The organism is Fibrobacter sp. UWB13, from assembly GCF_900177805.1.
GTDB lineage: Bacteria > Fibrobacterota > Fibrobacteria > Fibrobacterales > Fibrobacteraceae > Fibrobacter.
The window spans coordinates 1,222,368-1,235,867 of the sequence record NZ_FXAX01000001.1; the positions used below are offsets into that span (position 1 = coordinate 1,222,368).

12 protein-coding genes are annotated in these 13,500 nt (G+C 48.0%); 6 read left to right on the top strand and 6 right to left on the bottom strand.

Translation table 11 applies throughout. The features are described 5' to 3' along the window. Positions 1-60: 60 nt before the first annotated feature. Positions 61-1,920, bottom strand: a complete 1,860-nt coding sequence (locus B9Y77_RS05120) for a GDSL-type esterase/lipase family protein (protein ID WP_085490722.1) — start codon at positions 1,918-1,920, stop codon at positions 61-63. A gap of 60 nt (positions 1,921-1,980) precedes the next feature. Continuing rightward, a complete protein-coding gene (locus B9Y77_RS05125) occupies positions 1,981-4,617 on the bottom strand; it encodes a rhamnogalacturonan lyase family protein (RefSeq protein ID WP_085490723.1) in 2,637 nt (878 codons plus the stop codon). Positions 4,618-4,889: 272 nt separating this feature from the next. Between B9Y77_RS05125 and B9Y77_RS05130 the strand changes: the two genes are divergently transcribed. Together B9Y77_RS05130 and B9Y77_RS05135 are read left to right on the top strand one after the other, a co-directional pair. Then, entirely contained in the window at positions 4,890-5,855 is a 966-nt protein-coding gene (locus B9Y77_RS05130) for a YihY/virulence factor BrkB family protein (RefSeq protein ID WP_014547088.1), read from the top strand. Then, positions 5,852-6,451: a hypothetical protein gene (locus B9Y77_RS05135; RefSeq protein WP_073423051.1), complete on the top strand. Its 600-nt coding sequence runs from the start codon at positions 5,852-5,854 to the stop codon at positions 6,449-6,451. Before B9Y77_RS05130 ends, B9Y77_RS05135 begins: the two co-directional genes overlap by 4 nt. Before the next feature lie 126 nt (positions 6,452-6,577). Here the strand turns inward: B9Y77_RS05135 and B9Y77_RS05140 are convergent, their stop codons facing one another. Then, positions 6,578-7,327, bottom strand: a complete 750-nt coding sequence (locus tag B9Y77_RS05140; RefSeq protein WP_085490724.1) for a fibrobacter succinogenes major paralogous domain-containing protein — start codon at positions 7,325-7,327, stop codon at positions 6,578-6,580. A 369-nt stretch (positions 7,328-7,696) separates the two neighbouring features. Continuing rightward, a complete protein-coding gene (locus B9Y77_RS05145; protein WP_244536412.1) occupies positions 7,697-7,906 on the bottom strand; it encodes a hypothetical protein in 210 nt (69 codons plus the stop codon). Between the two features lie 151 nt (positions 7,907-8,057). Here B9Y77_RS05145 and B9Y77_RS15905 point away from each other — a divergent pair, with 151 nt between their 5' ends. Continuing rightward, positions 8,058-8,198: a hypothetical protein gene (locus tag B9Y77_RS15905; RefSeq protein WP_170861477.1), complete on the top strand. Its 141-nt coding sequence runs from the start codon at positions 8,058-8,060 to the stop codon at positions 8,196-8,198. 67 nt (positions 8,199-8,265) lie between these two features. On the opposite strand, the gene B9Y77_RS05150 is transcribed toward B9Y77_RS15905, so the two are convergent. Next, on the bottom strand, positions 8,266-9,105 hold the full coding sequence (locus B9Y77_RS05150; RefSeq protein ID WP_085490725.1) for a fibrobacter succinogenes major paralogous domain-containing protein: 840 nt from the start codon (positions 9,103-9,105) through the stop codon (positions 8,266-8,268). A gap of 201 nt (positions 9,106-9,306) precedes the next feature. On the opposite strand from B9Y77_RS05150, the gene B9Y77_RS05155 reads away from it, so the two are divergent. Next, entirely contained in the window at positions 9,307-9,744 is a 438-nt protein-coding gene (locus B9Y77_RS05155; RefSeq protein WP_073423057.1) for a Panacea domain-containing protein, read from the top strand. Further along, the gene (locus tag B9Y77_RS05160; RefSeq protein WP_139260761.1) at positions 9,663-10,160 is read left to right on the top strand and encodes a hypothetical protein; all 498 of its coding nucleotides are present in this window, start codon (positions 9,663-9,665) and stop codon (positions 10,158-10,160) included. The genes B9Y77_RS05155 and B9Y77_RS05160 overlap by 82 nt, the downstream gene beginning before the upstream one ends. 30 nt (positions 10,161-10,190) lie before the next feature. Here B9Y77_RS05160 and B9Y77_RS05165 read toward each other — a convergent pair whose 3' ends face one another. After that, positions 10,191-10,808, bottom strand: coding sequence for a fibrobacter succinogenes major paralogous domain-containing protein (locus B9Y77_RS05165; RefSeq protein ID WP_085490726.1), 618 nt, complete (start codon positions 10,806-10,808; stop codon positions 10,191-10,193). A 118-nt stretch (positions 10,809-10,926) separates the two neighbouring features. On the opposite strand from B9Y77_RS05165, the gene B9Y77_RS05170 reads away from it, so the two are divergent. Beyond that, the gene (locus B9Y77_RS05170; RefSeq protein WP_085490727.1) at positions 10,927-13,497 is read left to right on the top strand and encodes an excinuclease ABC subunit UvrA; all 2,571 of its coding nucleotides are present in this window, start codon (positions 10,927-10,929) and stop codon (positions 13,495-13,497) included. The last annotated feature ends 3 nt before the right edge of the window (positions 13,498-13,500 follow it).

Here is a 13,500-nt window from a genome sequence, read left to right on the forward strand (position 1 = left end):
CAACCTCTGGATCCTTCGACTTCGAGGCTACGCCTCTTCGCTCAGGATGACAATTTGTACTTATTTCACCTTTGCCCAAGTCGCAACAAGCTTTTCACGACCCTGGCGAACGACAACGCGGTAAACTCCGTTTGTACGCACGAGAGAAGACATATCCACCTCGCCCGCCAAAACAGCCTTACGCACGACAAGACTTCCGCTCATATCGAACACGCTTATGTCAGCACGTTCCGGAAGCAAAAGCTTATCGCCAAGGAGCTTTGCTCTAGCCGCCATCTTGATACCTTGCAGCGATGTCGGAATTGAATCCTTAGCATCCTTGCAATCCACACCAACACGGCAGACACCATCTAGGTTAAAGCCAAACGCATCAAGGTTCGGAGCACCATCAGAAGTCACCGACATAAACTTGAGTTCGGCTTCGCCCTGCGGCGCATCCATCACAACGTAAGCGGTATCCCACTTGTCCCAGCCACCTGTCGGAGGGGCGCTCAAATAGTAGTCGTGGTCAAGGTAGGCATTGAACATACGGTCTGTAGAACCGCCATTGGCGTAACGCACAGCAAGCGTCACGTAGCCTGCACCGGGGAACTTCACCTTGTAACTTGCAAACGACACGTTCGTGTTATCCAAGTTGAAATAGCCATCGCCAATATAGCCAGTCCATTCCGTTTGGGTCCAGCCAATTCCTGCAGTATCCGGCTTACTTGCGTCAAAGAATTTCTTGATATCCTTATCCACCTTGGTTTCTGTTTCTTCACTGCCATCAATCGGCGTGAACGGTTCAAACGTCACATCGTCAAGGCTCTTCGGAGTCGTTGTCGGGAATGCGGTCAAAGCCTTGCCATCGCCCGTGTACTTCTGAGCGGTACCGCCTTCATACACTGCAGTGAACTGCGTCGATGCAGAACCCATGACAAACGTGTGGATGTACGGAGACTTTACATTGGAGCGGCTCGGGGCGCCGACCTTGTTGCCGTTACCGTCATACCAGCCCAAGAACTTTTTGCCGGACTTCGGAATGGTCTTGAGCATAACCGTCATGCCCTTCGGGTAGTAAGCGCTAAGAGAAGTCGCTTCGGCAGCGCCTTCCGGACTCACCTTGACATCTACCTGGTACATAGGCGCCATGTAGTCGCCAAGTTTTTTCACAATCGGATCCTTGTGGGCGCGCATCTGTTCTGTAATGATACGTCCAAAGGCATTCGCACCGTTCATCTGTAAATGCACCTGGTCCGTCTGGTCACTGCCCAAGTTGCTATATTCAGATTTTGTAGCATAGTTGAAGATAAACTGTGCCGAATAGCGTTCGCCCACTGAAATCATGTAGTTCGCGACCATTTCGCTCATATCGATAAACGGAACGTTCAATTCCGTTGCAAGGCTCTGGTTAAGAGCCGGGTAGCCACGATAGCTGTTATGGATCTGCGTTGGAGAATCATAGTACAAGCGACGAATCGGGCTCATGATAATCGGATAAGCGCCTTTCGCCCTGACATCGCTCACAAGCTTTTTCATGTTGGAGGCAAAGAAGTCTTCCGTGCTGTAGTTCACGTCGTTAATACCGAACTGGACAACGACATAGTCGCCAGCCTGCAACTTGTCCGCAATGCAACCACCATTGGAGCAGCCCTTCTTAAAGAACATGTCGTAATAGCCGACCGCGGTGTTACCCTTTTTGTCCTTACCGCCGCCACCAAGCGACATGCCGCCCTGTCCACGGTTCACCACTGCCGCCTTGTTTACATCGAACCAGTAATGAAAATCCTGGCCCTGGCCCTGTTTGGGATAATAACCATCAGCCCAGTCCTGCATGGTGGAATCGCCAAGCATATAAATTGTAACCTTCGCAATCGCAAGCGGAGTCGCCAACATCGAGGCTACAACAGCACCCTGCCAAACCTTAGAAAACATACCCATTTGAAAACCTCTTAAAAAAATCCCAAAAGCTTCCGAGAGCAACTCCCGGAAGCACACAAGTTATTTTGCGGCCTTACGCAAGCTCTTCGAAATCACGCGACCGTTCAATTTCACAACCATCATGTAAGCACCACGCGGGAGCATTTCGCGGTCAAACATAACCTTAGACGTTCCGGCAGTCACATTGCGGGAGATTCCGCCAACGAGCTTACCAGTCACATCAAAGGCATAGATTTCAGCAAGGCCTGCTTCATTTGTATGGAGGATTCCCGTTACCGGATTATAAACATTCGGCCTGAACGACTGAGGCGCAATCGATACCGGCTGGTCAACAACCTGCGTTCCATTGTAAAGTTCTACGCCGTCAATTCCGAACGTGAACATATCAACATTCGGGCCACCATCGCTCGTCATCGACGTAAGCTTGAGCGTATTGACGCCAGCCTTCAGCTTCACATCTACAGAGGCCTCTTTATACGTTGTCCATCCTGTAGCCGGGAAACTAACCGTACCTGCTGACTTGCCATTCACGCTAACAGCCATGCTACGATCAGCATTTCCACCATTGGCGTAACGGATTGTCAAAGTCGTCTTAGCCTCGGTCTTCGAGAAGATTTCCCAAACACCATAGCTAGAAAGTGTGTTATCAAAATTGAAGTAACCGTTTTTGAGGAATCCTTCATTCGTCGATTCTGTCCAACCAACGCCATCCTTCGGCTTAGAGGCATCAAGCATGGACAAACCATCGTTCACGACCGGAGTCGTATCGACCGGCACTACGACATTTTCACCGACCACGTAAATATCCGGCTGCTTGAGGCTTTTCACCATGTCCGGCATAAAGAATCCCACATGCGGCGGCTGGTTGTATGCCGTATTTTCGGAGGCAACCGCAGTACGGTACGTGGCGTCGTGCATCAAGGTATAGACGCGGTGCGGGCTTGCCACCGGAGTAGAAACGATGTAAATCGTGGTCGGATCCTTTTCGGAACGCACCACAAGCTCTTCACGCCAGTCACCAAAGAGGTCCGCCACAAGGCTCGGGGTATTCTTGGTGCCGTTGCAGCCCGTTGCGCCAAGCGCGGCCGGACCGTCAAAATAAGTTTCGGACTTCTTGTCGATGGAGTTAAACTTTGTTACAAAAGCACCGTCCAAAAGCTCATCGTATTCATCACCGTCAAAATAAATACGGAAATTCTGAGACACTGCAGGCGTTCCAATGAGCTTACCCTTAGCGGTTTTCATTCCACCACCCTTTGCAGACCACATTTCATAGCCACGATATTCAGAATCAACGTCCGCCGCCATGCCACGACCATTGTCCACTCCACCGGAAGAAGGCTGCGGAGTACCCCAAATAACCTTACCGTCATGGCCGCGCATTTCTTCGGTATACTGAGCATCCTTGTGTTCGTGAACGTCCCAGGATTCAAGCCCCGGGCGGTCCGGATCCATATCGGCAATATGGTGGGCATCGCCATGACCAAGGCCAGTGCGGTAACGCAGGGTGCCATCGTGATTCAAGGCTGCAGCACCGAAAAACACTTCATCATAACCATCGCCATCGAGGTCAGCCGCCTGAAGACTGTGGTTTCCTTCGCCATAGAGACCCTTGCCCGGGTCTTCAGACTTGTGGTACCAGCGTTGCTTCAATGTTTTGCCATCAAAATCATACGCAACCACATAAGCAGACGTGTAATAACCACGTGCAAAAATTGCACTCGGATGGACGCCATCCAAGTAGCCAGTCGCAGCCAGGTAGCGTTCGCAACGGTTACCGTAGTTGTCGCCCCAGTAGCCCTTGCCATCCTTGCCCTTCACATGCTGGTTGATGTCTCGACTCGGCACAAAATCAATCGTCGAAACCGCAGCGCCATCAGCACCGCGGAAAACGGTCAAGTATTCCGGTCCCTTGAGCACAAGGCCGTTGCCGTCACGGTAATCCTTGGACTTGTCGCCAATCGCCTTGCCTGTTCCGTCGATTGTACCGTCGGCGGTCTTCACAATCATTTCCGCCTTGCCGTCACCGTCGTAGTCAAAGACCTGGAATTGCGTATAATGAGCACCTGCGCGGATGTTCTTGCCGAGGTCAATGCGCCAAAGGCGCTTGCCATTCAGCTTGTAGGCATCAATAAACACGGTACCCGTATAACCCGTTTGCGAGTTATCGTGAGCGTTAGACGGATCCCATTTGAGAACCAATTCATATTCGCCGTCACCATCGAGGTCAGCCGTGCTCATATCGTTCGGAACGTAAGTGCACTTTTCACCGTTCGGCATCGTCTGAGCAGCAGGAACTTCAAGTTTAATCGTCTTGTAGGGGAAGGAATTTCCGCTGTTCGAGACCGTCTTATCCAAAACGAGAGACAGACCAATCTGGGACTGTTCTTTACCATCGACAACGGCAGCCACCGTGTACTTGGAGGTCGTTGCACCCGTAGCATCAAGGTAGCTCGTGCCGGCAGACTTACCAACCGAGGCAATCTTCTTTCCATCACGATAGAGGACAAATTCCGTCGCCGGGTCGTCGGTGCCCAGCAAGCGCCAACTGACAAGCATTCCCTTGCCCACGTTTGACGCGACAAGGCCGCGCGTCAAGTTTTCCATTTGACGAGGCGCAGCAAAAGATGGAACAGCAAGCCCTGCAGCAAGCGCAGAACTTACAAGAATAGACTTGAAATTACGATTGGATCCCATATACAACGCTCCTAACGGTGTAAAACCAAACTCTTGTTTCTTTCAAATATAATCTCTTTTCAATAAAAAGTCCACATTTTTTATTATACTTTTAACTTTCAAACGATAATCTGCTAGAAAAAGTCCACAAAAGGAATTTATTATTTGTCTACATTAGTAAACCTATTTTTAGGAAATTTCGACCACAAAAAGTACAGTTTTTCGTAAAAAAACGAAACGAAACGCGCCAAAAGTTCTCGTAAGTCGTTCCTTTAACTATATTTAACACGAGTATGCCGCATTGGTGGAAAAATTTTTCGTGGGAATGGCTGTTCGATCATATCGCAGCCCGTTCTCCGACATTTGTAAAAATCATGGTTGTCACCGGGAAGTCATTCCTGTACTATCACGGAATGACCCGTGCCGCATCTTTGACCTACACGACGCTCGTGGCAGTCGTTCCACTCCTCATCATGCTCACCTCCATCACTCTCGCAGTCGGGTTCGGCAACTTCATTTCGGACTACCTCCCCATCGTGATTGACATGCTCAATCTAGACTGGCCGACCGAGCAAATCATGGACATCGTCGAAAACGCCGAACACATTCCCATCAAAAAGCTTGGATTTATCGGTGCAGGCGGTCTTTTTGTCACGTTTATCCTCGCATTCGGAAGCCTCGAAACGAATTTCAACGTGGTCTGGGAAAACAAGACTTCCAGAACTTTGATTCGCCAGATTAAGATTTACACACCATTCCTCCTCATCGGGGCTGCCGTAGTCGGCATGTTCGCAGGTTTCGTGAACCATGTGCAGAACGTGCTCAAAGTCATCATTGTTGACGGATTCCACTTTTCGCCGGAAGTCATCAAGGCGCTCATCACCGTATTCTGGTACTCGGCATTCCACATCGCGGCTCTCCTCGTGATTTTCATTATGCTTTATGCGCTCCCGGCGCGCCCGGCAGGCCACAAGCCCTACACCCGCCGTAAGCTGTTCTTGGCGTCGATGCTCTCGACTTTGCTTTCTTGGCTTGCCATCAACATTTACGTGAAGATTTTGATGCTCATCCAGACCGCAATGGTCACGCGCATGTCCATTTTCTATGGATCACTAGCTTTTATTCCACTATTCCTCTTCTTGCTCTTTGGCGTTTGGTCCATCATTTTGTGCGGCAACAGTCTCGTATGGACGATTTGCCACTGGCCCGCGGTCAGCGCAAAGAACTGGAGATGGGAAGGTAACACGGACGGACTATGAAAACAAAACTTTTGACATCTCTCCTCATGGCGCTCTCGCTCGCCGTAAGTTCCCACGCCGAACTCCAGGGTTCCAAAGATTACGAACCGAGCAAGGCCGAATCTTCCGATTGGAGCGCACTCGTTGGCGTTAGCGGAGGCAACTCGCTGATTGCCCGCGATGGTACAATTTTCATGAACCTTCGCATTGGTATCGCCTTAAATCCCTACATCAGCTTTGGCGCATACCATTCCTCTATACTCAGCAATGTACAGAATCCGAAAGTCCATCATTCACAGATGATTGACTACCATGCCTATGGCGTTTTTGCAGAACCAGTCGTTTTCCGCAATGGCATTTTCTCGATTTCGCTCCCGGTGAGCATCGGCGGTGGCGAAGTCGATTTTATGGACAAGGGTGACGAAGACGGATTCAAGGCAGAAGACGGTTTCTTTGTAGCTGACTTTTCGGCACAATTCAACTTCCGCGTGACAAAGCTCTTTGAAGTTTCTATCGGTGGCGGTTACAGACTGTTCGCAGGCATCGAAGAAAACAACTTGAAGAACAAGGATTTCCGCAGCCCGTTTGGCGAACTGAGATTCACGTTTAAGGAATAGTCGTTGGTTCTTAGCTAATAGTTATTAGAAAAGCCCGGCAGATGAACTGCGCGGGCTTTTTTTTGCAAATCTCGGACAGCCCAAAGCTGTCCATTTTCTACGGAACTTCTGCAGAGTCCCTTGTTGTTAGTCCTTTAGGCAACGAACCGGGAAGGCATTGTTCTTGCTGAAGTCGTACAGATACCCGTCTCCATAGTAGTAGCGCAGGTACATGTTGTTGGCATAGCCGCTAGTGAACTCCGTAGCACACCAAAAGTACGCGTATTTGCCACCATCGTAGAAATAGCCATCCCCTTCCCTGTAGCCAACGGGCCGTGCAGAAAAGCCGTAAGCATCCGTACCGTTTCCATTTTCGTCCCAACCACTCTGGGACTTAAGAACCTTGCCCGCATTGTCCTGGCCACCCACTGCCGCGAACAACGTTTTCCATTCTGCCGGACTGGGCAGGTGCCAACCGCTAGGACAAATCCCCTGCACCTTGCCAGAAAGACCGCAGGTTTTGCCAAAACCGCAGTCCAACGGATTCGAGGCATCGTTTGCAAGTTTCACCGAGTCGATGGCTGCCGCCCAGGTGTAAAGGCGACCTGCCGCTTCGCAATTTGCGACCGAATCATTGTAGCACCAGCTCTTCCCCTTGAGGCTTGGGGTATTGGCACTGTCGGCGTAGTTAAGGTTTTCGGCCATCCAGGTCTGGGAACCGATTGTCACGGTCTTGTACGTTTTACCATCGCGGCTGTCGGTAAGATTTCCGTTAGTCACATCGGCAGGCTCAGTGACCTTACTAGAATCGCTGACGCCACCGCAAGCAGCAAGGAGTGCCAGGGATCCTACAGCCACTACGCGGCTCCAAAGTTGCAAATGTTTCAGGTATTTCATAGAACCTCCATGATAAGCATTTTGTAAGAAACCTATAATTTAATTTTACGAAACGTAACAGAATAGGGCAAAAAAAATAATCATTAATTGATATTCCGTTTGCCCGTTAACAGCCACCACGTTTTTCCCAAAGAGACAAAATCACTGTTTTTAGACTGTAAACAGGCAATTTTATGTCTAAATGGCACGCGCCGAAATCAAGGGAGACGGCTTATTCTGAAAAATTATTCGGAATCCTTTCGTCCTCGGTAGAACTCCAGAAGTACGCGTTGTTGCCCTTGTTGTCGTAATCCCCATTGAGGCCCCAGAAGCCGGCAGGGAGCTAACTGCGCGGGCCGTTTTTTTGATTTTTTTTCAATTGAAATTTAGTTAGCGTTTCCAGGAAAGCACTTCTTCTTTAGAAATATGAAGAAGCGCAACGGCATCTTCGACCGTCAACTTTCCTGCGTTGAACAGAATTTTAGCAGATTCAAGAATACCATCACCTTTTCCTTGCAAGTAAGATCCTTGTTTCTCATAAAGCAAATCTGTCATTCCGTCAACCTCATTCAAAAGCGTTTCGTCTGTGTACCCTTTCAAAGATACATCCTTGATGAAGTCCTTGTCAAGAAGGCCTATTTATCAGCTTTTTCTTAGAGAAAACATATAACAACACAAACGCGCCCACTTTAGAAAAAATGTATTTTAATGAAGTCGATATTTCCGGAGGCTTTTATGACATATTCTGCACTTGAAGAAAAAAATCAGAAAAGTTCCATCCGATGAATTAACCGCCGCAATCAAAGAAAGCGAAACTATGCTCAACGATCCGAACGCAAAGAAGTTCGATTCTGTTGACGCCCTATTTGCTGATCTTGATGCGGAGGAATAGATGGGATATCAAATCGAATAGCGATTTATCTAGAACATTCTGGTCAGCTCAAAGCGATCCGTTTATTTTAGTCCTTTAGGCAACGAATGGAAATGCCTCCTTTTTTTTCAAAGGGGAGCAAGTAAACGCCATCGTCGATGTATAAGAAAGCGTTACGCGCGCTATTACTATAACAGGACTCGCGTTTTGTAGTACTACAGAAAACAACCTGTGAGGAGCTCCAAAAAAACGTTTCGTATCCCTCACCGATATAAGCCCCATCACCATCCAAAGAACCGGCTGTTAACGCCGAGAAAAACAGAGCATCAGAACCATTGCAGGGTTCACCAGAGAAATAAGAAGACCAACCTGATGAGGACTTGAGAGCCTTGCCCGCAATCAAACGTCCACCGACAGCCGTGAATAATTTTTTCCATTCTGTATCGCTTGGCAAATGCCACCCCTCGGGACAAGCTCCGCGAACAGGAAATGTTGGTGAACATATAAAATCATTACCGCAGCCTTTGCCATTCGCGCTCCAGATGCCAGCACTATCCATCGCTGCAGCCCATGTATACAAGCGACCATACTTGACACAGTTAAAGTTTTTATCATCGTAACAATAACTATTTTCAGTTTCGTAGTTCAGGTTCTGAGCCATCCAAGTCTGTTCGCCAATTTTCACAGTTTTGTAGATTTGACCGTCACGAGAGTCCGTCATGGAATCTACGGTTACCTCAATAGGATCAACAGTCCTGACGGCAGACGACGTTGGCAAAGCAACGCTTGATAAATACAACGCTGAACTACTGCTAAATTTATACAAAATTTTACCGTTATCCGAATTATTTGCTGACGTCAATGAATCGTCACCACAAGCAATAAAAAACAGAGCAAATAAAAAAGAAAGCCATAAAGTTTTTTTCATAATTGTAAATATAATTTTTGTAAAAAGAAATTTCCAACATTCTTGCTAACGGTTGATTGCAAAATTTAGTGTTTTTCCGTTTTTCGTGATTTTCGTTTGTAGATTTACCACAAACCGCAAAAACTGCAAAATGTCAAGAAAAATACGAATCATTGACATCTGATTTTGCAAAACTTATTTTTAGAGGCAAAAGGCACATAAATGGCATACAAGGCGTTACAAATAGCTCAATTGCTTTTATCAAAAGCTGCAGAAGGAAATCAAGAATTGATGTCCAATCTCAAGCTGCAAAAAATGCTTTACTACGAACAGGGTTTCCATTTGGCCGCATTTGACACTCCTTTATTTGACGAAAATATCGAAGCATGGATGTTCGGTCCTGTAGTTCCTGAAGTCTATGAAAAATATGCAAAATATGATGCAAAGGGAATTGAACCACCTACCCAAATAGACATCAAACTAAACGAAGAAGAAACAACTTTGTTCAACAACGTCTTTGATGTTTACAACCAGTATTCAGCCGTAAAACTAGTGGAAATGACACATAGCGAGCCGCCATGGAATTCAGTATCTCCAGGCAAAGGCAACATTATCAGCCAAGAATCAATGAAGAAATTCTTCTTAACAAGACTCGCCTAAAAGAAATGACACATAAATTCAAAATTATTCCGCCAATACAAGGCGTCGCAAGTGTTTCTAGAACAGCTGTATCCAGCAACGACGTTCTTTTTTCATTCAAATATTTGGTTGAAGAATCATACAACAAGTGCAGCAACTCAAAATTTTTTACCGATTTACTTGGACGTTTCAAAAAATATTCGACAATAGGTTGGCAAGGAATCCGCGCTTCAGGGCGACATCAATGGGGCATGGAAAAAATGCCTGTTGGTCAGATTAAACATACCGCAAAAGTCGAATGTCTAACACCTGACGTAAAAGATTTGCACATTCTCCGTTCAAGCGGGGACAATCGCGTTTTAGTAGGATTACAGGAACAACAAGTATTTCACATTTTCTTCATAGAAGCCAGCTTCGGCGATATTAGCAATCACTGAAAACTAGAGGCTTCCTGCGAAATCTTAAAGCTAGTCCTTTAAACAACGGACAGAAAACACATCGCGTCTGGAGGAGTAGTCCCAACCAGCACCATCTGAAAAATGACTTAAAAAGATATCATACGAATCTGGGTCAGTGCGTTCATATTTAGTAGCGCTCCAGAATTCCGCAAATTCTCCTTCACGCTCATATTTTCCCCTGCCAATCGCAAAACCAGCAGGCAAAGCCGAGAACAAGAATGCATCCGTACCGTTGCCATCCTTAACCCAGCCATTTGTGGCCTTTAGCATTTTACCCGCAATATTTTTTCCGCCAACGGCATCAATCAAAACTTGAAACTCATCCAATGTCGGCAAATGCCAACCCGTAGGACAAGATTCCATCGCAGCAGCCCAAGTGTACAAGCGACCATACTTGGAACAATTTGCCGGATCATCGCCATAGCAATAGCTATTTTCCGTTTCGTAGTTCAGGTTCTGCGCCATCCATGTCTGCGAGCCGATAGTTACAGTTTTGTAGGTCTGACCATCGCGAGAGTCCGTTATAAGCCCGATTCGTTCGTCATCCGAATCATTTGCCGAAGTTGACGAATCGCCGCCGCAAGCGATAAAGAATAGAGAAAACAAAAAGTGGATTAGCAATTTCATGACAGACGCCTTTCAATAAACATTTTAGAATGATTTTCTTTATTACAAATATAGCCTTTTCGCACTAAGAAACCTCTAAAATTTGCTTTGAACAATCATATTAATTATCTTTTAAACGATGCTTGATTACATTTCGATTCGCGGTTGCAGACTCCATAATTTAAAGAATGTCAACGCCCAGTTTCCGCTGGGGAAAATTACGGTTGTATGCGGACCATCGGGTTGCGGAAAATCGACGCTCGTGATGGACACGCTCCATGGAGAAAGCAAGCGACGTTACCTAGAGACGCTCTCGCCTTTTGCGGCAGATTTACTCGGAGGCAAGCGAACGATTCCGCTGGACAGCGCCGAAGGACTCCCGGCAAGTTTAGCGATTGCCGCCACGCGTGGAGAAGCCCCCGCAAAAGCATCAGCGCTTTCGATTGCCGAATGTGATAACGCATTGCGAACATTGTTTGCCGCATTTGCAAAGCCCGCCTGCCCCATTTGCGGAGCTCCGATGGTGAGCCAGAGCCGCGAAGAGATTATTCGCGAAATTGCGGGAATGCCAATAGGGACGAAGCTACAGTTCTTGGCGAAAATCGAAACGGGAAATGCGGAAATGGCGACCCCGTCCCCATACGCGGATCATGACCACATAAGAGCTAAAGCTCTAAGTGGTCAAAGACAACAAGTGCGGGGTGACATCAATGCAGACAGGAATGACAAAAAGAAAGCGCAGAGTAAGAGTCGCACGACGTTGGATAAACTGTCGGCCGTATTTTTGGCACAAGGTTTTACGCGAGCGTTGGCCGATGGCACGATGTATTCGCTAGCAGACTTGCTCCCTGGCGAAAAGGTTTTGACGCCCAAAGAATTTTTCATCATCGTTGATAGAATCATCGTTCGTGAAAACACACGCACACGAATCGCAGAAGCCGTTGACGGTACGCTAAAGCTCACGCACTCTGCAATTACGCTTGACATTGCTGGCGAACGCAAGTTCTATAGTACAAAGCCGTGCTGCCCGAATGCAAACGACAAACAGCACCAAACAAGCGACATACAAGAAACCATCGCGAGCCTAGATGCGCGTGCGTTCTCGCCATACAGCCGCACCAGCGTCTGCGAATACTGCGAAGGCACGGGAATCATTCAAGAAGCTGCCCCAGCAAAAATCAACGAGAAAGGAGGCGGCAAAGGTCGCGCTGAATCCAATGTAGAAAGTGACGAGGACGAAAACGCAGAATGCTCGCACTGTCACGGGCTCCGCCTCAAGAAAACATACTTGAACGCGACTGTGGATGATATCAGTTACAAGCAAATTCTCACGACGGAATTTGCAAATTTGCCAGAACATCTGCACAAAATTTTCGATAACAAAATCGGACAGAACTTAAAAGCGACATTCAATTCGCTTCTCGATCGCATTGAAGCGATTAACGATTTGGGCATTGGTTACCTCACGCCAGGACGCGCGGGGCAAACGCTTTCTGGCGGCGAATTGCAAAGACTCAAACTCGCAAGCCTCAGTACAGGGCATTTGAATGGTCTTTTGATAGCGCTTGACGAACCCGCCAGCGGTCTCCATGCCAGCGATGTCACGGCTCTTTGGAAAGTTCTCGAGAAAATCCGCAAGCGCGGCAACACGCTCGTACTTATCGAACACAATCCGCAAATCATCAAGCGAGCTGATTACATCATTGAAATGGGGCCGGGCGCAGGCGAAAAAGGCGGCGAGATTTTGTTCCAGGGCAACCGCGACGAAGTGCTTGAAAACCCAGGCTCGCCCACGGGAATGTGGATTAGGAAATTAGACGAAAGTGGAGATTCCCGCTCGGCGGCAATCCAAAACACCAAAGAAAGCACAGCGATTCTCGTTGATAACTTCGCGAAGTTCGACATGGCACCGGTGAACGCAGCCTTCCCCATCAACAAATTCAGCGTGATTACAGGCCAAAGCGGCAGCGGAAAATCGACGCTCCTTTTTGAAAACATCGCCAAACGCGCCAAAGCCGAAGAATTCAAAAAGCTCGGCATCGACGCACTTTCCATCCTCACGACCGGTGATTTTCACGGGAGCAAACGCAGCACCGTCTTGAGCGCCATCGGCCTCACCACACTATTACGCGACTTGTTCGCCAAACTTCCCGAAAGCAAAGTACGTGGCTACACCGCCTCCAAATTCAGCATGCACGCCCCCGGCGGTCGCTGCGAAAATTGCAAAGGCGAAGGAGTCATCTACGATCCGCTCGGCTACGAAGAATCCGAATGTCCCGTTTGCCTCGGCAAGCGCTTCCGCGATGAAGTCTTGGAAATCCGATTCAAGTCGCTTTCCATAGCCGACATCTTGGACATGGAAATCGGTAGTGCATACAAGCTATTCACGAACATGAAGCCGTTCGCTGAAAAACTGAAACCGCTTGTAGACACAGGCCTTGACTACTTGAAACTCGGTCAAACGACAGCACACCTCTCCGGTGGCGAACGCGCTCGACTCCGCCTCTCCATTACACTCGCGCGAGCCAAAGCCCCGAACACATTGTTCCTCTTTGACGAACCCGCTCGCGGTCTCCATCAAAAGGATATCCAGCAGTTGCTCGGGCTCATTCACGGACTTTGCAATGCCGGCCACACCGTCATTGCTATTGAACATGCACAAGACTTCGTCGACGCCGCGGATTATGTTGTCGAATTGAAGAGAGGCTAGGAG